The 25,518-nt window shown below is 59.7% G+C and carries 22 protein-coding genes; 21 read left to right on the top strand and 1 reads right to left on the bottom strand.

The window, feature by feature from the left end:
• Nucleotides 1-37: 37 nt before the first annotated feature.
• The 16 genes from rseP to ispD all read left to right on the top strand — a co-directional run bounded on the left by rseP (nt 38) and on the right by ispD (nt 20,082).
• Nucleotides 38-1,390, top strand: a complete 1,353-nt coding sequence (gene rseP / locus MJP36_RS23750; RefSeq protein ID WP_060754041.1) for a sigma E protease regulator RseP — start codon at nt 38-40, stop codon at nt 1,388-1,390.
• A gap of 74 nt (nt 1,391-1,464) precedes the next feature.
• A complete protein-coding gene (bamA, locus tag MJP36_RS23745) occupies nt 1,465-3,852 on the top strand; it encodes an outer membrane protein assembly factor BamA (protein WP_104995708.1) in 2,388 nt (795 codons plus the stop codon).
• 45 nt (nt 3,853-3,897) lie between these two features.
• The gene (locus MJP36_RS23740; protein WP_060754043.1) at nt 3,898-4,401 is read left to right on the top strand and encodes an OmpH/Skp family outer membrane protein; all 504 of its coding nucleotides are present in this window, start codon (nt 3,898-3,900) and stop codon (nt 4,399-4,401) included.
• Between the two features lie 3 nt (nt 4,402-4,404).
• Complete coding sequence (lpxD, locus tag MJP36_RS23735; protein WP_244384111.1) at nt 4,405-5,460, top strand: UDP-3-O-(3-hydroxymyristoyl)glucosamine N-acyltransferase; 1,056 nt, start codon at nt 4,405-4,407, stop codon at nt 5,458-5,460.
• A 111-nt stretch (nt 5,461-5,571) separates the two neighbouring features.
• Complete coding sequence (fabZ, locus tag MJP36_RS23730; protein ID WP_003172281.1) at nt 5,572-6,012, top strand: 3-hydroxyacyl-ACP dehydratase FabZ; 441 nt, start codon at nt 5,572-5,574, stop codon at nt 6,010-6,012.
• Nucleotides 6,009-6,785, top strand: a complete 777-nt coding sequence (gene lpxA, locus MJP36_RS23725) for an acyl-ACP--UDP-N-acetylglucosamine O-acyltransferase (protein ID WP_060754045.1) — start codon at nt 6,009-6,011, stop codon at nt 6,783-6,785. Before fabZ ends, lpxA begins: the two co-directional genes overlap by 4 nt.
• Before the next feature lie 2 nt (nt 6,786-6,787).
• Nucleotides 6,788-7,927, top strand: coding sequence for a lipid-A-disaccharide synthase (gene lpxB, locus MJP36_RS23720; protein ID WP_060754046.1), 1,140 nt, complete (start codon nt 6,788-6,790; stop codon nt 7,925-7,927).
• A complete protein-coding gene (rnhB, locus tag MJP36_RS23715) occupies nt 7,924-8,556 on the top strand; it encodes a ribonuclease HII (protein ID WP_060754047.1) in 633 nt (210 codons plus the stop codon). Before lpxB ends, rnhB begins: the two co-directional genes overlap by 4 nt.
• A gap of 76 nt (nt 8,557-8,632) precedes the next feature.
• The gene (gene dnaE / locus MJP36_RS23710; protein WP_244384110.1) at nt 8,633-12,154 is read left to right on the top strand and encodes a DNA polymerase III subunit alpha; all 3,522 of its coding nucleotides are present in this window, start codon (nt 8,633-8,635) and stop codon (nt 12,152-12,154) included.
• A 128-nt stretch (nt 12,155-12,282) separates the two neighbouring features.
• Entirely contained in the window at nt 12,283-13,230 is a 948-nt protein-coding gene (locus MJP36_RS23705) for an acetyl-CoA carboxylase carboxyltransferase subunit alpha (protein WP_060754049.1), read from the top strand.
• Nucleotides 13,231-13,392: 162 nt separating this feature from the next.
• Nucleotides 13,393-14,712: a tRNA lysidine(34) synthetase TilS gene (gene tilS / locus MJP36_RS23700; RefSeq protein ID WP_244384109.1), complete on the top strand. Its 1,320-nt coding sequence runs from the start codon at nt 13,393-13,395 to the stop codon at nt 14,710-14,712.
• A gap of 273 nt (nt 14,713-14,985) precedes the next feature.
• Nucleotides 14,986-16,617 carry a CTP synthase gene (locus tag MJP36_RS23695; protein ID WP_060754051.1) on the top strand — a complete coding sequence of 544 codons (1,632 nt, stop codon included), beginning with the start codon at nt 14,986-14,988 and terminating at the stop codon, nt 16,615-16,617.
• A gap of 5 nt (nt 16,618-16,622) precedes the next feature.
• On the top strand, nt 16,623-17,468 hold the full coding sequence (gene kdsA, locus MJP36_RS23690; protein WP_060754052.1) for a 3-deoxy-8-phosphooctulonate synthase: 846 nt from the start codon (nt 16,623-16,625) through the stop codon (nt 17,466-17,468).
• Nucleotides 17,469-17,625: 157 nt separating this feature from the next.
• On the top strand, nt 17,626-18,915 hold the full coding sequence (gene eno, locus MJP36_RS23685) for a phosphopyruvate hydratase (protein ID WP_060754053.1): 1,290 nt from the start codon (nt 17,626-17,628) through the stop codon (nt 18,913-18,915).
• 184 nt (nt 18,916-19,099) lie between these two features.
• On the top strand, nt 19,100-19,378 hold the full coding sequence (gene ftsB / locus MJP36_RS23680; protein WP_057723188.1) for a cell division protein FtsB: 279 nt from the start codon (nt 19,100-19,102) through the stop codon (nt 19,376-19,378).
• Entirely contained in the window at nt 19,375-20,082 is a 708-nt protein-coding gene (ispD, locus tag MJP36_RS23675; RefSeq protein ID WP_104995712.1) for a 2-C-methyl-D-erythritol 4-phosphate cytidylyltransferase, read from the top strand. The genes ftsB and ispD overlap by 4 nt, the downstream gene beginning before the upstream one ends.
• Before the next feature lie 113 nt (nt 20,083-20,195).
• Here the strand turns inward: ispD and MJP36_RS23670 are convergent, their stop codons facing one another.
• Nucleotides 20,196-21,092, bottom strand: coding sequence for a LysR substrate-binding domain-containing protein (locus MJP36_RS23670; protein WP_104995713.1), 897 nt, complete (start codon nt 21,090-21,092; stop codon nt 20,196-20,198).
• A 108-nt stretch (nt 21,093-21,200) separates the two neighbouring features.
• On the opposite strand from MJP36_RS23670, the gene MJP36_RS23665 reads away from it, so the two are divergent.
• The 5 genes from MJP36_RS23665 to surE are packed head-to-tail and all read left to right on the top strand — an operon-like array spanning nt 21,201 to nt 25,487.
• On the top strand, nt 21,201-22,313 hold the full coding sequence (locus tag MJP36_RS23665; RefSeq protein ID WP_025855143.1) for an S-(hydroxymethyl)glutathione dehydrogenase/class III alcohol dehydrogenase: 1,113 nt from the start codon (nt 21,201-21,203) through the stop codon (nt 22,311-22,313).
• 8 nt (nt 22,314-22,321) lie between these two features.
• Nucleotides 22,322-23,167, top strand: coding sequence for an S-formylglutathione hydrolase (gene fghA, locus MJP36_RS23660; RefSeq protein WP_060754056.1), 846 nt, complete (start codon nt 22,322-22,324; stop codon nt 23,165-23,167).
• A 54-nt stretch (nt 23,168-23,221) separates the two neighbouring features.
• Nucleotides 23,222-23,695 carry a 2-C-methyl-D-erythritol 2,4-cyclodiphosphate synthase gene (gene ispF / locus MJP36_RS23655; protein WP_060754057.1) on the top strand — a complete coding sequence of 158 codons (474 nt, stop codon included), beginning with the start codon at nt 23,222-23,224 and terminating at the stop codon, nt 23,693-23,695.
• Complete coding sequence (gene truD / locus MJP36_RS23650) at nt 23,692-24,750, top strand: tRNA pseudouridine(13) synthase TruD (protein WP_244384108.1); 1,059 nt, start codon at nt 23,692-23,694, stop codon at nt 24,748-24,750. Before ispF ends, truD begins: the two co-directional genes overlap by 4 nt.
• Entirely contained in the window at nt 24,738-25,487 is a 750-nt protein-coding gene (surE, locus tag MJP36_RS23645; RefSeq protein ID WP_060754059.1) for a 5'/3'-nucleotidase SurE, read from the top strand. The genes truD and surE overlap by 13 nt, the downstream gene beginning before the upstream one ends.
• Nucleotides 25,488-25,518 lie beyond the last annotated feature (31 nt).

The following is a 25,518-nucleotide window of genomic DNA, read 5'->3' as shown; positions in this document are numbered from 1 at the left end:
AGCCCACAGGCACTGGATTGAAAGGCGGAGAAATTAGATGAGTGCGCTTTATATGATTGTCGGCACCCTGGTTGCTCTGGGTGTGTTGGTGACCTTCCACGAATTCGGCCACTTTTGGGTGGCGCGTCGTTGCGGCGTCAAAGTACTGCGCTTTTCAGTCGGTTTCGGCATGCCCTTGTTGCGTTGGCATGACCGTCGTGGCACCGAGTTCGTGATTGCCGCCATACCATTGGGTGGCTACGTCAAGATGCTCGACGAGCGCGAAGGTGAAGTGCCGGCCGACCAGTTGGATCAGTCTTTCAATCGCAAGACCGTTCGTCAGCGTATCGCGATCGTCGCCGCCGGTCCGATCGCCAACTTCCTGTTGGCGATGGTGTTTTTCTGGGTGTTGGCCATGCTGGGCAGTCAGCAGGTGCGTCCGGTTATCGGTGCGGTCGACGCAGACAGCATGGCGGCCAAGGCTGGCCTGGCCGCGGGGCAGGAAATTGTTTCCATTGATGGCGAACCAACCACCGGTTGGGGAGCGGTCAATTTGCAGCTGGTGCGGCGTCTGGGCGAGAGCGGTACCGTCAGTGTTGTGGTTCGCGACCAGGACTCCACGCTTGAGACTGCGCGCGAACTGGCCCTGGATCACTGGCTCAAGGGCGCGGATGAGCCTGATCCGATCAAGTCCCTGGGGATTCGCCCGTGGCGACCGGCTTTGCCGCCAGTGCTGGCGGAGCTGGATCCGAAAGGTCCGGCCCAGGCCGCAGGTCTGAAAACCGGTGATCGCCTGTTGGCCCTGGATGGCCAGGTGCTCGGTGACTGGCAGCAAGTGGTCGATCTGGTACGTGTACGGCCCGATACCAAAATTGTGCTGAAAGTTGAGCGTGATGGTGCTCAAATCGACGTCCCCGTAACCTTGTCGGTTCGTGGGGAGGCCAAGGCCGCCGGGGGTTACCTGGGGGCGGGGGTCAAGGGTGTCGAGTGGCCGCCATCGATGGTGCGAGAGGTCAGCTTCGGGCCGCTGGCCGCGATTGGCGAGGGCGCGAAACGCACCTGGACCATGAGCGTGCTGACCCTCGAATCCCTCAAAAAAATGTTGTTCGGCGAGCTCTCGGTAAAAAACTTGAGTGGGCCGATAACCATTGCTAAAGTGGCGGGCGCTTCTGCCCAGTCGGGTGTCGCGGATTTCCTGAATTTCCTGGCTTATCTGAGTATCAGCCTTGGGGTTCTGAATTTGCTGCCTATTCCAGTACTGGATGGGGGGCATCTGCTGTTTTATCTGGTCGAGTGGGTGCGTGGTCGCCCCTTGTCGGATCGGGTGCAGGGTTGGGGGATACAGATCGGTATCAGTTTGGTGGTTGGAGTGATGTTGTTAGCTCTGGTCAACGATCTGGGACGACTGTAACGCTTCGCTGAATTGCGAATCTGCCGCATTTTGCGGCAGTTTGTTTATTGCCAGTTGGAATAAGAAAGGACTTCATGAAACGTCTGCTGCTAACTGCGGTTCTCACCGTATTGATGATCGCCGAAGTTCACGCCGAGTCCTTCACTATCTCCGATATTCGCGTCAACGGCCTCCAGCGGGTTTCCGCAGGTAGCGTCTTTGGTGCCTTGCCGTTGAACGTCGGGGAACAGGCTGATGATCGTCGCCTGGTGGAATCCACTCGTGCGCTGTTCAAAACCGGGTTCTTTCAAGATATCCAGCTGGGTCGCGAAGGCAACGTCCTGGTTATCACGGTCGTTGAGCGGCCTTCCATCTCCAGTATCACGATCGAGGGCAACAAGGCGATCTCCACTGAAGACCTGATGAAGGGCCTCAAGCAATCCGGCCTGGCCGAGGGCGAGATCTTCCAGCGCGCTACCCTTGAGGGTGTGCGTAACGAACTGCAGCGCCAGTACGTTGCCCAGGGCCGCTACTCCGCGACCGTGGAAACCGAAGTTGTCCCCCAGCCGCGTAACCGTGTCGGCCTGAAGGTCAACATCAATGAAGGTACGGTAGCGGCCATTCAGCACATCAACGTGGTGGGCAACACCAAGTTCGCTGATGAAGACCTGATCGACCTGTTTGAACTCAAGACCACCAACTGGCTGTCGTTCTTCAAGAACGACGACAAGTATGCTCGTGAAAAACTGTCCGGTGACCTGGAGCGTCTGCGCTCCTACTACCTGGACCGCGGCTATATCAACATGGATATCGCTTCGACCCAGGTGTCCATCACCCCGGACAAGAAGCACGTCTACATCACCGTCAACGTCAACGAAGGCGAAAAGTACAAGGTTCGTGACGTCAAGCTCAGCGGCGACCTGAAAGTACCTGAAGACCAGGTGAAGTCGCTGTTGCTGGTGCAGAAGGACCAGGTGTTCTCGCGCAAGCTGATGACCACCACGTCAGAGCTGATTACCCGTCGCCTGGGTAACGAAGGCTATACCTTCGCCAACGTCAACGGCGTACCGACCCCGCATGATGATGACCACACCGTGGACATTACCTTCGTGGTCGACCCGGGCAAGCGTGCCTACGTGAACCGCATCAACTTCCGTGGCAACACCAAGTCTGCGGACGAAGTGCTGCGCCGTGAAATGCGCCAGATGGAAGGTGGCTGGGCGTCGACCTACTTGATCGACCAGTCCAAGACCCGTCTTGAACGCCTGGGCTTCTTCAAGGAAGTCAACGTCGAAACCCCGGCCGTCCCTGGTGTGGATGACCAGGTTGACGTGAACTACGCCGTTGAAGAGCAAGCCTCGGGTTCGATCACCGCCAGCGTCGGCTTCGCACAGAGCGCGGGCCTGATTCTGGGTGGCTCGATCACACAGAACAACTTCCTCGGTACGGGTAACCGTGTGTCTGTCGGCCTGACCCGAAGCGAATACCAGAGCCGTTATAACTTCAGTTATACCGACCCCTACTGGACTGCCGACGGTGTGAGCCTGGGCTACAACGCCTTCTATCGCACCACTGACTACAAAGACCTCGACGTCGACGTTGCAAGCTATGCAATCGACAGCATGGGTGTGGGTGCCAACATTGGTTACCCGATCAGCGAGACGTCGCGCCTGACCTTTGGTTTGACCGCGCAACAGGACAAGATCAAGACCGGTGTGTACACCGTGGATGAGATCTTTGACTTTACTCGTAAGGAAGGCGATCAGTTCCTGAACTTCAAGGCATCGGCCGGCTGGTCCGAGTCGACCCTGAACAAAGGCGTGCTGGCGACCCGTGGTCACTCCCAGAGCTTGACGCTGGAAGCCACTACGCCGGGCAGCGACCTGTCGTTCTTCAAGCTCGACTACCGTGGCCAGTTGTTCCAGCCGCTGAGCGATAACTACACCATGCGCCTGCACACTGAGCTGGGCTATGGCGATGGCTATGGTTCCACCAGTGGTCTACCGTTCTACGAGAACTACTATGCAGGTGGTTTCAACTCGGTTCGTGGCTTCAAGGACAGTACCTTGGGTCCACGTGGTACGCCGAGCCGTGGTTTCGCGAACACCGGTAACGTAGGGACTCAGCCGGATAGCGACGATAAGCCATTGCCATTCGGTGGTAACGTATTGATCCAGGGTGGTGCGGAGATTCTGTTCCCGCTGCCGTTCGTCAAGGACCAGCGTTCCCTGCGTACTTCGGTTTTCTGGGATGTGGGTAACGTGTTCGACTCCAAGTGCGAGCAGGTGACCAACCCGAATGGTTCGAAGTCCAACACGCAGTGTAACGATGTGAGCTTCAGCAACCTGGCGAGCTCCGTGGGTGTTGGCGTGACATGGGTGACTGCATTGGGCCCGTTGAGCTTTGCTCTGGCCATGCCGGTCAAGAAACCGGATAACGCTGAAACCCAGATTTTCCAATTCTCCCTCGGCCAGACGTTCTAAGCGTCTGACCCAAGATAACGACAACGGATTCTGTAGGAGTGCATCGTGCGTAAGTTGACTCAATTGGTTCTGCTGGCAACTGTGCTGGTAACCACCCCGGCCTTCGCCGAAATGAAAATCGCCGTCCTGAACTATCAGATGGCTCTGCTGGAATCCGATGCGGCCAAGAAATACGCCGTGGATGCCGAGAAAAAATTCGGTCCGCAGCTGACCAAGCTCAAGACCCTGGAAAGCAGCGCCAAGGGCATCCAGGATCGCCTGGTAGCCGGTGGCGACAAGATGCAGCAGCCTGAGCGCGAGCGTCTGGAGCTTGAATTCAAGCAAAAGGCCCGTGACTACCAGTTCCAGTCCAAGGAGCTGAACGAAGCCAAGGCCGTTGCTGACCGTGAAATGCTCAAGCAGCTCAAGCCGAAACTCGACAGCGCTGTGGAAGAAGTCATCAAGAAAGGTGCCTTTGACCTGGTGTTCGAGCGTGGCGCCGTGATCGACGTCAAGCCTCAATACGACATCACCCGCCAGGTGATCGAGCGCATGAACCAGCTGAAGTAACCCATGACCGCGACTATCAAGCTCGGCGAGTTGGCCGAGTTCCTGGGGGCCGTCTTGCACGGCTCCCCGGAGAAGGAAATCACTGGGCTAGCCACCTTGCAGGAGGCTGGCCCAGCTCAGTTGAGCTTCCTCGCAAATCCTCAATATCGTAAGTACCTCGTCGGTTGCCAAGCCGCAGCCGTGTTGCTGAAGGCTGCTGATGCCGAGGGTTACGCCGGGGACGCGCTGGTGGTGGCCGACCCGTACCTGTCGTACGCGAAAGTGTCGCACCTGTTCGATCCAAAGCCCAAGGCCGCCGGTGGTATTCATCCCAGCGCGGTGATTGCCGATGATGCCCAGGTTGACCCCGCTGCCAACATTGGTGCGTTTGCCGTGATCGAAAGTGGCGCACGTATTGCCGCTGGCGTCACCGTGGGTGCCCATTGCTTTATCGGGGCGCGCTGTGAAATCGGCGCCGATGGCTGGTTGGCTCCGCGGGTCACCCTTTACCACGATGTGCGTATCGGTGAACGCGTGGTTATTCAGTCGGGCGCAGTGATCGGCGGTGAAGGTTTCGGCTTTGCCAATTCCAAAGGCGTTTGGCACAAGATTGCCCAGGTTGGCGGTGTCTTGATTGGGGATGACGTGGAAATCGGCGTTAACACCGCCGTGGACCGTGGCGCCCTGGCCGATACCGTAATCGGTAACGGCGTGAAGCTCGACAACCAGATCCAGATCGCCCACAACGTGCAGATCGGCGACCACACCGCCATGGCGGCGTGTGTCGGTATCTCCGGCAGCACCAAAATCGGCAAGCATTGCATGCTCGCCGGTGGCGTAGGGCTGGTGGGGCATATCGATATTTGCGACAACGTTTTCATCACCGGCATGACCATGGTCACCCACTCGATCACCGAGCCAGGGGCCTACTCTTCCGGTACCGCCATGCAGCCGGCGGCTGAGTGGCGTAAAAGTGCAGCGCGCTTGAGACAGCTTGACGACATGGCCCGACGCCTCAAACAGCTTGAAAAGCGTGTTGGAGACGTGACCCCTGGCGGTAATGCTTCATCAGAAGGCTGATACCATTTCCATATCAAGTGTGCACAGCCGCTGGGCGGCTTCCTTGATTTGCTAGCGGGGCGTGCTTTTAGTTCGCCCGCCCCCAATCTTTATTACAGGCTTCCCCCCGAAATGATGGACATCAACGAGATTCGCGAATACCTGCCTCACCGTTACCCGTTCCTGCTGGTGGACCGCGTAGTGGACCTCAATGTCGAGGAAAAGCGCATTCGTGCCTACAAGAATGTCAGCATCAACGAACCGTTCTTCAACGGCCACTTTCCCGCGCATCCCATCATGCCAGGTGTGTTGATCATTGAAGCAATGGCCCAGGCTGCCGGTATCCTTGGTTTCAAAATGCTCGACCTCAAGCCTGCCGACGGCACGCTCTACTATTTCGTGGGCTCCGACAAACTGCGTTTCCGCAATCCGGTCACGCCGGGCGACCAGTTGATCCTGGAAGCCAAGTTCATCAGTTGCAAACGCCAGATCTGGAAGTTCGAATGCCAGGCCTCGGTGGATGGCAAGCCGGTGTGCTCGGCTGAGATCATCTGTGCGGAACGCAAACTATGAGTTTGATTGACCCTCGCGCAATCATCGATCCGTCGGCCGTACTGGCCGCCGACGTTGAGGTCGGCCCTTGGTCGATCGTCGGCGCAGGTGTTGAAATCGGCGAGGGGACTGTCATCGGGCCGCATGTGATCCTCAAAGGCCCGACGCGCATTGGTAAGCATAATCGTATCTACCAGTTTTCCTCGGTAGGCGAAGACACCCCCGACATGAAGTACAAGGGTGAAGAAACACGCCTGGTAATCGGTGACCACAACATCATCCGTGAAGGTGTGACCATTCATCGTGGCACCGTGCAGGATCGTGCCGAGACCACCTTGGGTGATCACAACCTGATCATGGCCTATGCGCATATCGGCCATGACAGCGTGATCGGCAACCACTGCATCCTGGTCAACAACACTGCATTGGCAGGCCATGTGCACGTTGACGACTGGGCAATTCTGTCCGGCTTCACCCTGGTCCATCAGTACTGCCATATCGGTGCCCACGCCTTTTCCGGCATGGGGACCGCAATCGGCAAGGATGTTCCGGCATTCGTCACGGTATTCGGCAACCCGGCCGAAGCCCGCAGCATGAACTTCGAAGGCATGCGCCGTCGTGGTTTCAGCGAAGACCAGATCCATGCCCTGCGTCGAGCCTACAAGGTGGTCTACCGCCAGGGGCTGACGGTTGAGCAGGCATTGACCGAACTGGCCGAGTCGGCTGCACAGTTTCCGGAAGTGGCCGTGTTCCGGGACTCGATCCAGGCGTCGACTCGCGGCATCACCCGTTAATCATGGCCAATCTGCGTATAGCGTTGGTGGCCGGGGAAGCTTCCGGCGATATTCTGGGGGCAGGCCTGATGCGTGCGCTCAAGGCCCAGCATCCTGCCGTCGAGTTTATCGGGGTGGGTGGGCCGTTGATGCAGGCCGAGGGTCTCACGTCCTACTTTCCCATGGAACGCCTGTCCGTCATGGGGTTGGTGGAAGTGCTGGGGCGACTGCGAGAGCTGCTGGCTCGCCGCAAACTGCTGATCCAGACGCTGATTGAAGAAAAGCCCGACGTCTTTATCGGAATCGACGCGCCGGACTTCACTCTTAACATCGAACTCAAATTGCGCCAGGCCGGGATCAAGACCGTGCATTACGTCAGCCCGTCCGTGTGGGCATGGCGGCAAAAGCGCGTGCTGAAGATCCGCGAAGGCTGCGACCTGATGCTGACCTTGCTGCCCTTCGAAGCCCGATTCTATGAAGAGAAGGGTGTACCGGTGCGCTTTGTGGGGCACACGTTGGCCGACACCATCCCTCTGCAGGCCGATCGCGCAGCGGCACGTGCCGAGCTGGGCTTGGCCGATGGCCCGCTGGTTGCACTGATGCCGGGCAGCCGCGGTGGTGAAGTCGGGCGGTTGGGCGCGCTGTTTTTTGATGCCGCCGAGCGCTTGATGGTCTTGAAACCGGGTGTGCGCTTCGTGCTGCCGTGTGCCAGCCCGCAACGTCGTACGCAGATCGAGGCCTTGCTTGACGGTCGCAACTTACCGCTGACGCTGCTGGATGGTCAGTCGCACCTCGCGCTCGCGGCCTGTGATGCGGTGCTGATCGCTTCAGGCACTGCCACTCTCGAGGCGTTGTTGTACAAGCGTCCGATGGTAGTGGCCTATCGTCTTGCACCACTGACGTTCTGGATTCTCAAGCGCATGGTCAAAAGTCCCTACATCTCCTTGCCCAATCTGCTGGCCCAGCGCCTGTTGGTGCCGGAGTTGCTACAGGACGACGCGACCCCTGAAGCCCTGGCGCAGACCGTACTTCCCTTGATAGAGGGTGGCGAAGAGCAGACCCGTGGCTTTGACGATATTCACCGCACGTTGCGCCGTGATGCGTCGAACCAGGCGGCGGATGCCGTGCTCACCTTGATCGGCCATCGACAGGAAACCCTATGAAGACGCAAATGGGCCTGGATTTCAGCCTGGTTGCCCACGCCGATGAGCTGGTGGCCGGCGTGGATGAAGTAGGGCGCGGGCCGCTGTGCGGCGCCGTCGTTACGGCGGCCGTCATTCTTGACCCGAACCGTCCGATCCTGGGTCTTGACGATTCGAAGAAACTCACCGAAGCGCGCCGCGAAAAGCTCTACGATGAGATCTGCGAGAAAGCTCTGAGCTGGCATATCGCCCGGGCCGAGGTCGAGGAAATCGATGAGCTGAACATCCTGCACGCCACCATGCTCGCCATGCAGCGTGCGGTGGAGGGCCTGCACATCACGCCAAAGATGGCGATGATCGATGGTAATCGCTGCCCGAAACTGGCGATGCCGTCGGAAGCGGTGGTGAAGGGTGATAGCAAGGTGCCTGCTATTGCGGCGGCTTCAATCCTGGCCAAGGTCAGCCGAGACCGTGAAATGGCGGCTTTCGAATTGATCTACCCCGGCTATGGCATCGGTGGTCACAAGGGTTACCCAACGCCCGTTCATCTGGAAGCCTTGGCCCGTCTGGGGCCTACGCCGATCCATCGTCGCTCGTTCGCCCCGGTGCGCCTGGCTTACGAGGCGCGGGAGAGCCTCAGCGAGGTGTAGTCGCGAGGCTGATGTTTTGCTCAAGGCCCGGTACAATCCGGGCCTTGTTGTTTCCACGTATCTAGACAGGATCACTATGCCGGCTTCATTCGTTCACCTACGCCTGCACACTGAATACTCCCTGGTCGATGGCCTGGTACGGATCAAACCGCTGGTCAAAACCCTGGTGGGCATGAACATGCCTGCGGTGGCGGTGACCGACCAGAACAACATGTGTTCCCTGGTCAAGTTCTACAAGAACGCCATGGGCGCCGGCATCAAGCCGATTTGCGGCGCCGACCTGTGGCTGTCCAACAAAGACCCGGATAACTCCCTGAGCCGCATCAGCCTGCTGGCGATGAACGGCGTGGGTTATCGCAACCTCACCGAACTGATTTCCCGTGGTTTTATCGACGGCCAGCGCAATGGCTCGATCATCATCGAGCGCGAGTGGGTGGCCGAGGCCAGCGAAGGGCTGATCATGCTGTCGGCCGCCAAGGAAGGCGAGATCGGCATTGCGCTGCTCGGTGGCAACCCCCAGGAAGCCGAAGTACTGGCCCGCGAGTGGATGCAGGTCTTCCCCGACCGTTTTTACCTGGAAGTCCAGCGTACCAATCGGCCTAACGATGAAGAACACCTGCACGCCGCAGTGGCGCTGGCCGACAAGTTGGGCGCACCGCTGGTGGCGACCAACGATGTGCGCTTCATCAAGCGAGAAGACTTCGAGGCCCACGAAACCCGCGTGTGCATCGGTGAAGGCCGGGCGCTGGATGACCCGCGCCGCTCGAAAAACTACAGCGAAGAGCAATATCTCAAAAGTGCCGAGGAGATGGCCGAGCTGTTCAGCGACCTGCCCGAGGCCCTGGAAAACTCCGTCGAGATCGCCAAGCGCTGCAACATTGAAGTGAAACTGGGCAAACACTTCCTGCCCAACTTCCCGATTCCCGATGGCATGACCATCGATGAGTACTTCCGCAAGGTGTCGTTCGATGGCCTGGAAGAGCGGTTGGCCGTTCTGCTGCCCAAGGACACCACCGAAGATTACGAGGCCAAGCGCCAGGTCTACGTGGATCGGCTGAATTTCGAGCTGGATATCATTATCCAGATGGGATTCCCCGGTTACTTCCTGATCGTGATGGACTTTATCCAGTGGGCCAAGAACAACGGCGTGCCGGTTGGCCCGGGCCGAGGCTCAGGCGCCGGCTCGCTGGTGGCTTATGTACAGAAGATCACCGACCTCGACCCGCTGGAGTATGACCTGCTGTTCGAGCGGTTCCTGAACCCGGAACGGGTTTCCATGCCCGACTTCGACGTCGACTTCTGCATGGATGGCCGTGACCGCGTGATCGAGTACGTGGCCGAGAAATACGGCCGCAACGCCGTCAGCCAGATCATCACTTTCGGTTCCATGGCGGCGAAGGCGGTAATCCGTGACGTGGCGCGCGTACAGGGCAAGTCTTACGGCCTGGCGGACCGCCTGTCGAAGATGATCCCGTTCGAAGTCGGCATGACGCTGGAAAAAGCCTACGAGCAGGAAGAAATCCTGCGCGACTTTATCAAGGTTGATGAAGAGGCCGCCGAGATCTGGGACATGGCCCGCAAGCTCGAAGGTGTGGTGCGTAACGTGGGTAAACATGCCGGTGGCGTGGTTATCGCACCGACCAAACTAACCGACTTTTCGCCTATCTACTGCGATGAAGAAGGCGACGGCCTGGTTACCCAGTTCGACAAGGACGACGTGGAAGCCGCCGGCCTGGTGAAGTTCGACTTCCTGGGCCTGCGGACCCTGACGATCATCGATTGGGCGCTCAAGACGATCAACCGCGACCGCGCCAAGGCTGGCGAGGAGCCGCTGGATATCGCGTTCATCCCGTTGGATGACAAGCCGACCTATTCGTTGCTGCAAAAAGCCGAAACCACGGCAGTATTCCAGCTTGAATCCCGGGGCATGAAGGAGCTGATCAAAAAGCTCAAGCCCGACTGCCTGGAAGACTTGATCGCACTGGTGGCCCTGTTCCGTCCGGGGCCGCTGCAATCGGGCATGGTGGATGACTTCATCAACCGTAAGCACGGGCGTGCCGAGCTGGCGTACCCGCATTCCGATTATCAGTACGAGGGCCTCAAGCCAGTACTGGCACCGACCTACGGCATCATCCTGTATCAGGAACAGGTGATGCAGATTGCCCAGGTGATGGCGGGCTACACCCTGGGTGGTGCGGACATGCTGCGTCGCGCCATGGGTAAGAAAAAACCCGAGGAAATGGCCAAGCAGCGCGGTGGTTTCATTGAGGGGTGTGCCACCAATAATATTGACGCCGATCTGGCCGGTAACATTTTCGACCTGGTGGAAAAATTCGCCGGTTATGGCTTCAACAAATCCCACTCCGCTGCCTACGGCCTGGTGTCGTACCAGACCGCCTGGCTGAAAGCCCACTACCCGGCGCCCTTCATGGCTGCGGTACTCTCGGCGGACATGCACAACACCGACAAGGTCGTGACCTTGATCGAGGAAGTGCGCACCATGAAGCTGCGCCTCGATGCGCCGGACGTGAACGCCTCGGAGTTCAAGTTCACGGTGAATGACGAAGGCCGCATCATCTATGGCCTGGGCGCGATCAAGGGGGTCGGCGAAGGCCCGGTGGAAGCGATCACCGAAGCGCGGCAGGACGGGCCATTCAAGGATCTGTTCGACTTCTGTGCCCGGGTTGACCTCAAGCGCATCAACAAACGCACCCTCGATGGCCTGATCCGCAGTGGCGCACTTGACCGTCTCGGCCCCTATTTCCATGATGAGCCGAAGGCTTACCAGGCCAATATCGACCGCAACCGGGCGGTACTGCTGGCCGCCATGGAAGAGGCGATCAAGGCCGCCGAACAGACTGCCCGCACCCACGACAGTGGCCATGCGGACCTGTTTGGGGGGCTGTTCGTCGAAGACGATGCGGATGTGTACGCGAACCACCGCAAGGCCAAGGAATTGACCCTCAAGGAACGTCTCAAGGGTGAGAAAGACACCTTGGGTCTGTACCTTACCGGTCACCCGATCGACGAATACGAAGGAGAGATCCGTCGTTTTGCCCGTCAGCGCATCATCGACCTGAAGCCGGCGCGCGACACCCAGACCGTCGCCGGCATGATCATCGCCCTGCGGGTGATGAAGAACAAGAAGGGCGACAAGATGGGCTTTATCACCCTCGACGACCGCTCGGGGCGAATCGAGGCGTCGCTGTTTGCCGATGCGTTCCACTCGGCGCAATCGTTGCTGCAGACCGATGCCATGGTGGTGGTGGAAGGGGAGGTCAGTAACGATGACTTCTCCGGTGGCCTGCGTCTGCGGATCAAGCGGGTCATGAGTATGGAAGATGCCCGTACCAACCTGGCCGAAAGCCTGCGCTTGAAGGTCAAGACCGAAGCGCTCAAGGGCGATCAGCTACGCTGGTTGGGTGATTTGCTCAAGCGTCACCGTGGCGCTTGCCCTGTGACCATGGAATACACCGGCAACGACGCCAAGGCGATGTTGCAATTTGGCGAGACGTGGCGAATTGATCCGGCGGATGGCTTGATTCAAGCTTTGCGTGACCAGTTCGGGCGAGACAACGTCTTCCTCCAATACCGCTGATGGTCAGCACACCTGACCTCGGCTGAACATTTAATCTCGACCTAAACGCGCCTCTCCCTTAAGGTAGGGCGCGAATAGACAACCGGCTGGCCAGGCACTCCTTGGCCGTCGACCCAAGACGGACGCTTATGAACCCGAATTTTCTTGATTTCGAACAGCCGATCGCTGACCTGCAAGCCAAGATCGAAGAACTGCGCCTGGTCGGCAATGACAATTCGCTGAATATCGGCGATGAAATCTCCCGCCTGCAAGACAAGAGCAAGACGCTGACCGAAGACATCTTCGGCAAGCTGACCAGCTGGCAGATCGCACGCCTGGCTCGCCATCCGCGTCGCCCATACACCCTGGACTACATCCAGCACATCTTCACCGAATTCGACGAGCTGCATGGCGACCGCCATTTCTCGGATGACGCCGCCATCGTTGGTGGTATCGCCCGCCTGGATGACCAGCCGGTCATGGTGATCGGTCACCAGAAAGGCCGTGAAGTCCGCGAGAAGGTGCGCCGCAACTTCGGCATGCCGCGTCCGGAAGGCTATCGCAAGGCTTGCCGCCTGATGGAAATGGCCGAGCGCTTCAAAATGCCGATCCTGACCTTCATCGACACGCCGGGCGCCTACCCGGGTATCGACGCTGAAGAGCGCAACCAGAGCGAAGCGATTGCCTGGAACCTGCGCGTCATGGCTCGCCTGAAAACCCCGATCATCGCGACTGTGATTGGTGAAGGGGGCTCCGGCGGCGCATTGGCCATTGGCGTTTGCGATCAATTGAACATGCTGCAGTATTCGACCTACGCGGTGATCTCGCCGGAAGGTTGCGCCTCGATCCTGTGGAAAACCGCAGAAAAGGCGCCGGACGCTGCCGAAGCCATGGGCATTACTGCCGATCGCCTCAAAGGCCTGGGTATCGTGGATAAAGTGATCGCCGAGCCATTGGGCGGCGCTCACCGCGACCCGGCTGCCGCTGCTGCGACCATCCGCGCCGAACTGGGTTCGCAACTGGCGATGCTCAAGAAGCTGGATAACGAAGCGCTGCTGACCCGTCGTTATGAGCGCCTGATGAGCTACGGCCTGTAAGATCGTCGCAATACTCAATGTGGGAGGGGGCTTGCTCCCGATTGCGGAGTGTCAGTCAATGGGTCCATTGACTGACCCACTGCTATCGGGAGCAAGCCCCCTCCTACATTTGCTTTGTGTATGCTGGGTTGTCGCATTCCAGTTTGATGGCGGTATTTTCCGATGAAGCCAGCGCTAGCCGCCAAACTCCTTCAAGCCCTTGCCCCGTGGCGCAATGCCCCGGCCTGGCACGTCGCTTTCTCAGGTGGGCTGGATTCCACCGTGCTGCTGCACCTTCTGGTCTCTTTGGCAAAAACCGAAACGTTCCCGACGCTCAGTGCCGTGCATGTCCACCATGGCCTGCAAGCTGCCGCCGACGCGTGGCCCGGTCATTGCCAGTCGGTGTGCGACAGCCTTGGCGTGCCCTTGTGCGTCATGCGTGTGCAGGTCCGGCCCGGAGCGAGCCTTGAGCGCGCCGCCCGCGACGCACGTTATCAGGCGTTTGCCGAAGTCACGGGGGCAGGGGGGGTGTTGCTTACGGGCCAGCATCGCGAAGATCAGGCCGAAACCCTGTTGTTTCGCCTGCTGCGTGGGGCCGGTGTGCGTGGCTTGGCGGCGATGCCTGGTCATCGCCCCCTGGCGGGAGGCCATCTGCTGAGACCCTTGCTCGACGTATCACGTGGTGAGCTGGAAGCCTACGCCCATGAACATCAATTGCTATGGGTCGAAGACCCTTCCAATGCCGACCCGCATTTTTCGCGCAATTACTTGCGCCATCGCGTTTTCCCGACACTGACGCAGCGCTGGCCGCAAGCCGCCAGCCGCCTGGCCCGTACCGCCGAGCAGCTCGGCGAGGCCCAGGGGCTGCTGGACGACTTGGCGCGGATGGACTTGCAGGCTGCGGACCAACCTTCACCAGTCCCCTGGCTGCCTTTACCGTCACTGGCCCTTGCGCCATTGCGTGAGCTTTCCGACGCTCGCCAGCGCAACGCCTTGCGTCATTGGCTGACCCCGCTGACCCGTTTGCCCGACAGTGATCACTGGGCCGGTTGGCATTCCCTGCGCGACGCCAAGCCGGATGCGCAACCTCTATGGCGCATGGCCGATGGCGAGTTGCACCGTTGCGGCGAGCGCATCTGGTGGTTGCCGGGTGCCTGGGCGGAATTTTCCGACGCAACGTTGAGCTGGCCCGATCCGCAAAACCCACTAAAGTTACCCGGCAATGGCCGGCTGGAGTTGGTCGGCAAGGCGCCCGAAGGTCCTCTGGAGGTTCGTTATCGCCGGGGCGGTGAAGTGCTCGAGGTACCGGGGCGAGGGCGCCGTGATCTGAAGCGTCTGCTTAACGAAAGCGCGCTGCCGGGCTTCGTCCGTGGCAGATTGCCGCTCCTGTATCGGGGCGAGCAATTGCTGGGTGGCCCCAGCGTCGCTGGACGCTGGGCAGTACCGAGTGAAGATTGGCAATTGCATTGGTTGCCACAGAACTGCGATCAAGGTTTGAGCTGATAGAGCCTTTCCGGTAGACTACGCTCCCTTCTTGATACAACTTCTGTGGATTCTCCTGAATCGCAGCAGTTGCCGATTACCAAGCAGTCTTTGCTGGGCGATTCCAAAAAATGTGTAGCGATCAACGTACCGGTGTTTCATTGCTGGTCTGTCACCACGCGGCGGTTTTTTTGAAAGGTGCACTGTGATTAATGCAGGTGATCGGGGGCTTCGGCCTTCCTTCGCTTTCCCCGGCGGCTCGGACCGCTTTAACGCAGACTTCTAGGGTTTTTCATGACGCGCTACATATTCGTCACGGGCGGTGTTGTTTCTTCATTGGGGAAAGGCATTGCCTCCGCTTCATTGGCGGCCATCCTGGAGGCGCGGGGGCTTAAAGTCACCATGCTCAAGCTGGACCCGTACATCAACGTCGACCCGGGCACCATGAGCCCGTTCCAGCACGGTGAAGTGTTCGTCACCCATGACGGCGCCGAGACCGACCTGGACCTGGGCCACTACGAGCGGTTCATCCGCACGACCATGACCCAGAACAACAACTTCACCACCGGCCGTGTCTACGAGCACGTGCTGCGCAAGGAGCGCCGTGGTGACTACCTGGGTGCAACCATCCAGGTGATCCCGCACATCACCGACGAAATCAAGCGCCGCATCATCAAGGGTGCAGGCGATGCCGACGTGGCGATGGTCGAGATCGGTGGCACCGTGGGTGACATCGAATCCCAACCGTTCCTCGAGGCGATCCGCCAGCTGCGTTTCGAAGTCGGCGCCAAGCGCGCGATGCTGATGCACCTGACCCTGGTGCCGTACATCGCCACCGCCGGCGAAACCAAAACCAAGCCTACCCAGCATTCGGTCAAGGAACTGCGTTCCATAGGCCTGCAGCCGGACGTGCTGGTATGCCGCTCCGATCACCCGATCGATATTTCCTCGCGCCGCAAGATCGCGCAATTCACCAACGTTGAAGAGCGTGCGGTGATTGGCCTGGAAGACGCCGACACCATCTACAAGATCCCGGGCATCCTGCATTCGCAAGGCCTGGATGATTTTGTGGTCGAGCGTTTCGGCTTGCAGTGTGGCGGCGCGGACCTGTCCGAATGGGATGCCGTGGTCGACGCCAAGCTCAACCCCGAGCACGAAGTCACCATCGCGATGGTCGGCAAGTACATGGAACTGCTGGACGCGTACAAGTCGCTGATCGAAGCGATGAGCCACGCCGGTATCAGCAACCGTACCAAGGTCAACCTGCGCTACATCGATTCCGAAGACATCGAGAACCAGGGCACCGCGCTGCTCGAAGGTGTCGATGCGATCCTCGTTCCTGGCGGTTTCGGCCTGCGTGGCGTGGAAGGCAAGATTACTGCCGTGCAGTACGCCCGTGAGAACAAGGTGCCGTACCTGGGGATCTGCCTGGGCATGCAAGTGGCCGTTATCGAGTTCGCCCGTAACGTGCTGGGCTGGAAAGACGCCAACTCCACCGAGTTCGATCACAGCAGCGGCCATCCGGTCGTGGGCCTGATCACCGAGTGGGAAGATGCCACCGGCGCCGTTGAAACCCGTACCGAAACCTCCGACCTGGGCGGCACCATGCGCCTTGGCGCGCAGGATTGCCTGCTGGAGCCGGGCTCGCTGGTACACGACTGCTATGGCAAGGACGTGATCGTCGAGCGTCACCGTCACCGCTACGAGGTGAACAACAACCTGCTGCCGCAGATCAAGGAAGCCGGCCTGAAAATCTCCGGTCGCTCCGGTGACGGCGCGCTGGTTGAAGTGGTCGAAGCACCGGATCACCCATGGTTCGTCGCTTGCCAGTTCCACCCTGAGTTCACCTCGACTCCGCGTGACGGTCACCCGTTGTTCAGCGGTTTCGTCAAGGCAGCACTGACGCAACATCAGAAGAAGGCGTAACCCTGATGGCCCAGAAGATCATTCGCGTAGGCGACATCGAGATTGCCAACGACAAGCCCATGGTGTTGTTTGGCGGCATGAACGTGCTGGAAAGCCGCGACATGGCGATGCAGGTCTGTGAAGAGTACGTGCGGGTCACCCAGAAGCTGGGCATCCCCTACGTGTTCAAGGCCAGCTTCGACAAGGCCAACCGTTCGTCCGTGACCTCCTATCGCGGCCCGGGCCTTGAAGAAGGCATGCGGATCTTCCAGGACATCAAGCAAGCCTTCGGCGTGCCCATCATCACCGACGTCCACGAGCCTGAACAGGCTGCCGTGGTCGCCGAGGTGTGCGACATCATCCAGTTGCCGGCCTTCCTGTCGCGCCAGACCGACCTGGTCGTGGCGATGGCCAAGACCGGCGCGGTGATCAATATCAAGAAAGCCCAGTTCCTTGCGCCCCAGGAGATGAAGCACATCCTGAACAAGTGCGTGGAAGCGGGTAACGACCAGTTGATCCTCTGCGAGCGTGGTTCGAGCTTCGGCTACAACAACCTGGTGGTGGACATGCTCGGTTTCGGCATCATGAAACAGTTCGAATACCCGGTGTTCTTCGACGTGACCCACGCGCTGCAAATGCCCGGTGGTCGCTCGGACTCCGCCGGTGGGCGTCGTGCCCAGGTCACCGACCTGGCCAAGGCGGGCATGAGCCAGTCCCTGGCCGGCCTGTTCCTGGAAGCCCACCCGGACCCGGACAACGCCAAGTGCGATGGTCCTTGCGCCCTGCGCCTGGACAAGCTGGAGCCGTTCCTGGCCCAGCTCAAGCAGTTGGACGAACTGGTCAAGAGTTTTCCGACGGTAGAAACCGCGTAAGCACCGTTTCTCCGGTAGACTTTCCCTCGTTTTATGCTCAGGCCCGCGGGCCTGAGCCTTGTCGCCTGCAAGCCTGCCCCGTTGTTCCACCCTTGCGGTCGGTCAAAAGTTTTCCTTCAGCTGCGTCGTTTTCGTCAACTTTGGAGTGTTTACAACAATGGCAAAAATCGTCGACATCAAAGGTCGTGAAGTTCTCGACTCCCGTGGCAACCCCACCGTCGAAGCCGACGTGCTTCTCGATAACGGCATCATCGGTAGCGCCTGCGCGCCGTCCGGTGCTTCCACCGGTTCGCGCGAAGCGCTGGAACTGCGTGATGGCGACAAGAGCCGTTACCTGGGCAAAGGTGTACTGAAGGCCGTAGCCAACATCAACGGCCCGATCCGTGACCTGTTGCTGGGCAAGGATCCGGTAGACCAGAAAGCCCTGGATCACGCGATGATCAAGCTCGACGGCACCGAAAACAAAGGCAACCTGGGTGCCAACGCCATCCTCGCCGTGTCCCTGGCCGCTGCCAAGGCTGCTGCCCAGGACCAGGACCTGCCGCTGTACGCTCACATTGCCAACCTGAATGGCACGCCGGGTGTGTACTCAATGCCGGTGCCGATGATGAACATCATCAACGGTGGCGAGCATGCCGATAACAACGTCGACATCCAGGAATTCATGGTGCAGCCGGTTGGCGCCAAGACTTTCTCCGATGGCCTGCGCATGGGCACCGAGATTTTCCATCACCTGAAGGCTGTACTGAAGGCTCGTGGCCTGAGCACTGCCGTGGGCGACGAAGGTGGTTTCGCGCCGAACCTGGCGTCCAACGAAGATGCGCTGAAAGTGATCTCCGAAGCCGTGGCCAACGCCGGCTACAAGCTGGGCACTGACGTGACCCTGGCCCTGGACTGCGCAGCCAGCGAGTTCTATGAAGACGGCAAATACAACCTGTCGGGTGAAGGCCACGTATTCACTTCCGAAGGTTTTGCCGACTACCTCAAAGGTCTGACCGAGCGCTATCCGATCATCTCGATCGAAGACGGCCTGGATGAGTCCGACTGGGCCGGCTGGAAAGTCCTCACCGACAAGATCGGCGAAAAAATCCAACTGGTGGGCGACGACCTGTTCGTGACCAACACCAAGATCCTGAAAGAAGGCATCGACAAAAAGATCGCCAACTCGATCCTGATCAAGTTCAACCAGATCGGCACCCTGACCGAAACCCTGGAAGCCATCCAGATGGCCAAGGCTGCAGGCTATACCGCCGTGATCTCCCACCGCTCCGGCGAAACCGAAGACTCGACCATTGCCGACCTGGCTGTGGGCACCTCGGCGGGCCAGATCAAGACCGGTTCCCTGTGCCGTTCCGACCGCGTTTCCAAGTACAACCAATTGCTGCGTATCGAAGAGCAACTGGCGGGTAAAGCCAAGTACAACGGTCGCGGTGAGTTTCGCGGCTGATCGCTACTTGATGGTAAAGCATGGTAAAAAGTCGTTGGATTGCGTCGGAAAAACCACGATAGGGTGTTTTTCGACGCTAACCTGATGGCTATCTAGCACAAGCCTGGTCCTTCCAGGCTTCGTGCTATCAGTTGCTGCAAAAGTTTTACATGGCTGGCTTTTTTCACTGGATACCCGGATTTCGATGCGCAGTCCCAATTGGTTATTCCTCGTCTTGCTCTTGTTGCTGGCTGGCCTGCAGTACCGCCTATGGGTCGGTAATGGCAGCTTTGCGCAGGTAGAAGAACTGACCCAGCAGATTGCCGACCAGCACGCCGAAAACGAACGCCTGCTGGAGCGTAATCGCGTCCTTGACGCCGAAGTACTTGAGCTGAAAAAAGGTACGGAGACCGTTGAAGAGCGGGCTCGTCATGAATTGGGCATGGTCAAGGAGGGTGAAACCCTCTACCAGTTGGCCCAATGAGTTACCGTCTACCGGCCTTCTGGGCCGTGATTCCTGCCGCGGGCGTCGGTGCCCGTATGGCCGCTGACCGTCCCAAGCAGTATCTGCAACTGGGCGGGCGCACCATTCTCGAACACAGCCTTGGCTGTTTTCTCGACCATCCATCGCTCAAGGGCCTGGTGGTCAGTCTTGCTTCTGATGATCCTTATTGGCCTGAACTGGCGTGTGCCGGCGACGCGCGTATCCATCGTGCGGACGGTGGCTCGGAACGTTCGGGGTCGGTGCTCAATGCACTCTTGCAACTCAACGCCCTGGGCGCCAGCGACGACGATTGGGTGTTGGTGCACGATGCCGCGCGGCCAAACCTGAGCCGTGACGATCTCGACAAACTCTTGAGCGAACTGGCGGATGACCCGGTCGGGGGCCTGCTGGCCGTGCCGGCGCGCGATACCCTCAAGCGTGTCGACAAGCATGGGCGGGTGATGGAAACCGTCGACCGCAGCCTGATCTGGCAGGCCTATACCCCTCAGATGTTCCGCCTGGGGGCATTGCATCGTGCGTTGGCCGACAGCCTGGTGGCCGACGCCGTGATCACTGACGAAGCCTCGGCCATGGAATGGTCCGGCCAGGCGCCGCGCTTGATTGAAGGGCGTTCGGACAATATCAAGGTGACCCGGCCAGAGGATCTGGAGTGGTTGCGCTTGCGCTGGGCTAATCGCAGGTAGGCCGCTGGACTGCAGCGGCCCCATCGGGAGCAAGGCCCCTCCCACATTTGAAATGCATTCCAAATGTGGGAGGGGGCTTGCTCCCGATGGCGATAGGTTCAATCACTGATTGTTCAACTGATGTACTCCGGCCTTTCAGCCAGCCCCGCCTTCAAGAAATCGACCAACTTGCGCACCTTCGGCGATAAGTGCCGCTGCTGTGGATACAGAGCCCACACCGCCGTATTCGGCGGCTGATGCGCCTCCAGCAATGACACCAGCGCGCCACTGTGCAAATGCTCAAGCACGTAATAGTCCGGCAATTGGCACAACCCAACCCCTTGCAGCGCCGCATCCAGTACCGCCTGGCCACTGTTGCAACGCCAGTTACCCTGCACCCGTTGAGAAAATTCGCGCCCGTCCTGAGCCAATTGCCAGATATCCGAGCTGCCGATCAGGCAGTTATGCCGACTCAATTCCGACAAGCTATGTGGCCGACCATACCTTGCAAGGTAGGAGGGCGACGCGCACAGGTACATGCGTCGGGGGGCCAGCCGACTGGCGACCATGCGCGAGTCTTGCAGGCGCCCCAGGCGAATCGCCAGGTCGAGGCCTTCGTGCACCAGGTCCAGTTGGCGGTTGGTCAGTTCAATATCCACGCGCAATTGCGGGTACAGCGCCATGAATCGCGTTACCAGCGGCACGATAAACCGTTCGCCGTAAGCCACCGCGCAGGTCATGCGCAACATGCCCTTGGGTTCACTGGTGAGGTCACCCACGGCGCGCAGGGCCTCTTCGCGACCGTCTTGTAAACGCTGGCAGTGCTGCAGGAAGGTCTGGCCGGCTTCGGTCAGGGTGACCTTGCGTGTACTGCGATACAGCAACCGCGTTTGCAGTCGTTCTTCCAGGCGTGCCACCTGCCGGCTGATATGGGATGACGATACGCCCAGGCGTTCGGCCGCTGCCGTGAACTGGTTGCATTCGGCGACGGCGACAAATTCATCGATGCCTTCCCAACGGTTTTCCAGCATGTTGATTATCCCTGTACAGCAATAAAGTTTTGCTTTTGTCTGGATTATTCATCACCGGGCCATGTTTTACACTCACCGCCTCAGTTTTTAACCCATGGAGAAACCCGGATGATCAAGTCCCGCGCCGCCGTAGCCTTTGAAGCCAAGAAGCCCCTTGAGATCGTTGAAGTGGATGTGGCCATGCCCAAGGCCGGCGAGGTGCTGCTGCGCGTGGTCGCGTCCGGCGTGTGCCATACCGACGCCTACACCCTGTCGGGCGCTGACCCGGAAGGTATCTTCCCGTCGATCCTCGGCCATGAGGGCGGTGCGGTGGTTGAAGCCATCGGCGAGGGCGTGACCTCAGTGGCCGTGGGTGACCATGTGATCCCGCTGTACACGCCGGAGTGCGGCAAGTGCAAGTTCTGCCTGTCGGGCAAGACCAACCTGTGCCAGGCGATCCGCTCCACCCAGGGCAAAGGCTTGATGCCTGACGGCACCACGCGGTTTTCCTACAAGGGCCAGCCGATTTTCCATTACATGGGCACCTCGACGTTCTCCGAGTACACCGTGTTGCCGGAAATCTCCGTAGCCAAGATCCCAAAAGAAGCGCCGCTGGAAAAAGTCTGCCTGCTGGGCTGCGGCGTCACCACCGGTATTGGTGCGGTGATCAACACCGCCAAGGTCAAGCCGGGTGACACCGTGGCGATCTTCGGCCTGGGTGGCATCGGCCTGTCGGCGGTGATTGGCGCGGTCAAGGCCAAGGCGGGTCGTATCATTGCGATCGACATCAACCCGGCCAAATTCGAAATCGCCAAGCAGTTGGGCGCCACCGACTGCATCAACCCGAAAGACTACGATCGCCCGATCCAGGACGTCATCGTCGACTTGACCGACGGCGGTGTGGACTTTTCCTTCGAGTGCATCGGCAACGTGCAACTGATGCGCGCCGCCCTTGAGTGCTGCCACAAAGGTTGGGGCGAGTCGGTGATCATCGGCGTTGCCGGTGCCGGCCAGGAAATCGCCACCCGCCCATTCCAGCTGGTCACCGGACGCGTCTGGCGCGGTTCGGCTTTCGGCGGCGTGCGCGGCCGTACCGAGCTGCCAAGCTACGTGGAGATGGCTCAGACCGGCGAGATCCCGCTGGATACCTTCATCACTCACACCATGGGGCTGGAAGACATCAACAAAGCGTTTGACCTGATGCATGAAGGCAAGAGCATTCGTACCGTCATCCACTTTTGAGGTCGGCCATGAGTCTGGAGAACCTGTCATGCCAGAAGAGCTTCGGCGGCTGGCATAAACGCTACAAGCATCATTCCGATGTCCTCGGCTGCGACATGACGTTCGCAGTCTACCTGCCGCCGCAAGCGGAGCAGGGCGGCAAGTTGCCGGTGTTGTACTGGTTGTCCGGGCTGACCTGCACCGACGAGAACTTCATGCAGAAGGCCGGCGCCCAGCGCATGGCCGCCGAGTTGGGGTTGATCATCGTCGCGCCGGACACCAGCCCCCGTGGGCCGGGTGTGCCCGGTGACCCGGACAACGCCTGGGATTTCGGCCTGGGCGCAGGCTTCTACCTCAATGCCACCCAGGAACCGTGGGCCAAGCACTATCGGATGCATGACTACGTGGTGCAGGAATTGCCGGCGTTGGTTGAAGCACATTTCCCCGCATCGGATAAACGTGGCATCAGCGGGCACTCCATGGGCGGGCATGGCGCGTTGGTCTGCGCGTTGCGCAACCCGGGGCGTTACCTGTCGGTGTCCGCGTTTTCGCCGATCAGCAATCCGATGGATTGTCCTTGGGGGCAGAAGGCATTCTCGCGCTATCTGGGCGAGGAGCGCTCGAAATGGCGTGAATGGGATGCCAGCGTGCTGATCAGTGAAGCGGCGCAAAAGCTGCCATTGCTGGTGGATCAGGGCGACCGCGACGATTTTCTCGCTGTGCAACTCAAGCCTGAGGCCCTGATACAGGCGGCGAAGGTGGCCAACCACCCACTGGAGTTGCGCCTGCAGCCCGGTTACGACCATAGCTACTTTTTCATCGCCAGCTTCATCGAAGACCATTTGCGACATCATGGTCGTGCTTTGCTCGGTTAATGTGAGGCAAAAGTAGGTAGAATCACGCCCTGAATTAAATCGGGGCGTTTTTTTATGCGTATTGGCCACGGCTACGATGTGCACCGTTTCGCCGAAGGCGATTTCATCACCCTGGGTGGCGTGCGGATCGCGCACCACCATGGGTTGCTGGCTCATTCCGACGGCGATGTCTTGCTGCATGCCTTGAGCGATGCGTTGCTGGGGGCTGCGGCGCTGGGCGACATCGGCAAGCATTTCCCGGACACTGACCCGACGTTCAAGGGCGCGGACAGCCGTGTCTTGTTGCGCCATGTGGTCGGTCTGATCCACGCCAAGGGCTGGAAGGTCGGCAATGTCGACAACACCATCGTGGCCCAGGCGCCGAAAATGGCCCCGCATATCGAATCGATGCGAGCGTTGATCGCCGCTGACCTGAACATTGAACTGGATCAAGTGAACGTGAAAGCCACCACTACCGAAAAACTCGGGTTTACCGGTCGTGAAGAAGGCATTGCGGTGCACTCCGTTGCGTTGTTGCTGCGCGCATGAACGACCTGCAATTGCTGGGCCCACGGGCCTATGGCGAGGCGTTGGGCCGCGCTGTACTGAAGGCGACGGCTGAAGACTTCCAGGTCGACGAAGTGCTGGATATCCCGCTGACGGGTGACGGCGAGCACCTGTGGTTATGGGTGGAAAAACGCGGCCTGAATACTGAAGAGGCGGCCCGACGCATTGCCAGGGCGGCTGGCGTGCCATTGCGCACCGTCAGTTATGCTGGCCTCAAGGACCGTCAGGCGTTGACTCGCCAGTGGTTCAGCGTGCAATTGCCGGGTAAGGCCGACCCGGATATGAGCGGTGCTGAAAACGACACCCTCAAGATTCTCAAGATGGCCCGCCACAAGCGCAAGCTGCAGCGCGGCGCGCATTCGGCCAACGGCTTCACATTGCGCCTGACCCAACTGGAGGGCGATACCGCCGCCATCGATGCGCGCTTGCAGATGATCGCGTCGCATGGCATTCCCAACTACTTCGGTGCCCAGCGTTTCGGCCATAACGGCGGCAACGTGGTGGACGCCCGTGAGTGGGCGGCGCGCAAGGCCCTGCCGGAGCAGCGCAATGTGCGCTCGCGGCTGCTGTCCACGGCGCGCAGCTTCCTGTTCAACAAGGTGTTGGCTGCGCGTGTTGCGGACGGTTCCTGGCAGCGTGCCCAAGTGGGTGACCTGCTGGCGTTTACCGACAGTCGCAGTTTTTTTCCGGCGGGGGAGGCTGAATGCAGCGATCCGCGCCTGGCCATTCTGGACCTGCACCCGACCGGGCCGCAGTGGGGCGAGGGTGACTCGCCCGCCACGGGAGCGACCTTTGCCTTGGAGCAGGCGGTCGCCGCCGAGGAAGCCGATCTGCGTGACTGGCTGGTGAATGCCGGTATGAGCCAGGAACGTCGCATTCTGCGACTGCCCATTGGCGGGTTGACGTGGCATTATCCCGCACCTGACATTCTGCAATTGGAATTCGTCCTGCCGGCCGGATGCTTCGCCACTGTCTTGGTGCGCGAGCTTGTTGATCTGGTGCCGGTGGGGCCGACGGACAACCCATGCGTATTCTGATATCAAACGATGACGGTGCCACCGCACCCGGTCTTGCCGCGCTCTATGGTGCGCTGCAGGATTACGCCGAGTGCGTGGTGGTCGCCCCGGATCAGGACAAGAGCGGCGCCAGCAGTTCGCTGACGCTCGACCGTCCGCTGCACCCGCAGGTTCTGGCCAATGGCTTTATCAGCGTAAACGGTACTCCCACCGACTGCGTGCACCTGGCGATCAACAGTTTGTTGGATCAAGAGCCGGATCTCGTGGTATCGGGCATCAACCTCGGTGCAAACCTGGGGGATGACGTGCTGTATTCCGGCACCGTGGCGGCGGCCCTTGAGGGGCGTTTCCTCGGTCGGACTTCGTTCGCTTTTTCCTTCGCCTCGCGGCAACTGGATAACCTGTCGACCGCCGCCTATTTCGCGCGCAAGCTGGTGGAGGCTCATGGTTCCCTGGAGTTGCCGCCGCGTACCGTGCTCAACGTCAACGTGCCCAATTTACCGCTCGATCATATTCGCGGCATCCAGCTCACTCGCCTGGGCCATCGTGCCCGTGCGGCGGCGCCCTTGAAGGTGGTCGATCCGCGTGGCAAGGAAGGGTATTGGATTGCCGCCGCCGGCGACGCCGAAGACGGTGGCCCCGGCACGGACTTTCATGCGGTGATGCAAGGTTATGTTTCGATTACCCCGTTGCAACTTGATCGCACCTTCAGTGATGCCTTCAGTAGCCTCGATGGCTGGCTTGAGGGGCTGCGTTGATGGCGCGTGAACAAGACGACCTGTTGCGCCG

Source organism: Pseudomonas palleroniana, assembly GCF_022836895.1.
GTDB classification, from domain to species: Bacteria; Pseudomonadota; Gammaproteobacteria; order Pseudomonadales; family Pseudomonadaceae; genus Aquipseudomonas; species Aquipseudomonas palleroniana.
This window is presented reverse-complemented; position numbering and strand designations above follow the sequence as displayed.

Bases quoted from the DNA above. Each gene is read 5' to 3' on its own strand.
- eno (WP_060754053.1), top strand. From the start codon at position 17,626: ATGGCAAAAATCGTCGACATCAAAGGTCGTGAAGTTCTCGACTCCCGT.
- ispF (WP_060754057.1), top strand. From the start codon at position 23,222: ATGCGTATTGGCCACGGCTACGATGTGCACCGTTTCGCCGAAGGCGAT.
- MJP36_RS23670 (WP_104995713.1), bottom strand. From the start codon at position 21,092: ATGCTGGAAAACCGTTGGGAAGGCATCGATGAATTTGTCGCCGTCGCC.
- kdsA (WP_060754052.1), top strand. From the start codon at position 16,623: ATGGCCCAGAAGATCATTCGCGTAGGCGACATCGAGATTGCCAACGAC.
- bamA (WP_104995708.1), top strand. From the start codon at position 1,465: ATGAAACGTCTGCTGCTAACTGCGGTTCTCACCGTATTGATGATCGCC.
- lpxA (WP_060754045.1), top strand. From the start codon at position 6,009: ATGAGTTTGATTGACCCTCGCGCAATCATCGATCCGTCGGCCGTACTG.
- lpxD (WP_244384111.1), top strand. From the start codon at position 4,405: ATGACCGCGACTATCAAGCTCGGCGAGTTGGCCGAGTTCCTGGGGGCC.
- ispD (WP_104995712.1), top strand. From the start codon at position 19,375: ATGAGTTACCGTCTACCGGCCTTCTGGGCCGTGATTCCTGCCGCGGGC.
- fghA (WP_060754056.1), top strand. From the start codon at position 22,322: ATGAGTCTGGAGAACCTGTCATGCCAGAAGAGCTTCGGCGGCTGGCAT.
- MJP36_RS23695 (WP_060754051.1), top strand. From the start codon at position 14,986: ATGACGCGCTACATATTCGTCACGGGCGGTGTTGTTTCTTCATTGGGG.
- fabZ (WP_003172281.1), top strand. From the start codon at position 5,572: ATGATGGACATCAACGAGATTCGCGAATACCTGCCTCACCGTTACCCG.
- dnaE (WP_244384110.1), top strand. From the start codon at position 8,633: ATGCCGGCTTCATTCGTTCACCTACGCCTGCACACTGAATACTCCCTG.
- surE (WP_060754059.1), top strand. From the start codon at position 24,738: ATGCGTATTCTGATATCAAACGATGACGGTGCCACCGCACCCGGTCTT.
- ftsB (WP_057723188.1), top strand. From the start codon at position 19,100: ATGCGCAGTCCCAATTGGTTATTCCTCGTCTTGCTCTTGTTGCTGGCT.
- lpxB (WP_060754046.1), top strand. From the start codon at position 6,788: ATGGCCAATCTGCGTATAGCGTTGGTGGCCGGGGAAGCTTCCGGCGAT.
- MJP36_RS23665 (WP_025855143.1), top strand. From the start codon at position 21,201: ATGATCAAGTCCCGCGCCGCCGTAGCCTTTGAAGCCAAGAAGCCCCTT.
- rnhB (WP_060754047.1), top strand. From the start codon at position 7,924: ATGAAGACGCAAATGGGCCTGGATTTCAGCCTGGTTGCCCACGCCGAT.
- tilS (WP_244384109.1), top strand. From the start codon at position 13,393: ATGAAGCCAGCGCTAGCCGCCAAACTCCTTCAAGCCCTTGCCCCGTGG.
- rseP (WP_060754041.1), top strand. From the start codon at position 38: ATGAGTGCGCTTTATATGATTGTCGGCACCCTGGTTGCTCTGGGTGTG.
- MJP36_RS23705 (WP_060754049.1), top strand. From the start codon at position 12,283: ATGAACCCGAATTTTCTTGATTTCGAACAGCCGATCGCTGACCTGCAA.
- truD (WP_244384108.1), top strand. From the start codon at position 23,692: ATGAACGACCTGCAATTGCTGGGCCCACGGGCCTATGGCGAGGCGTTG.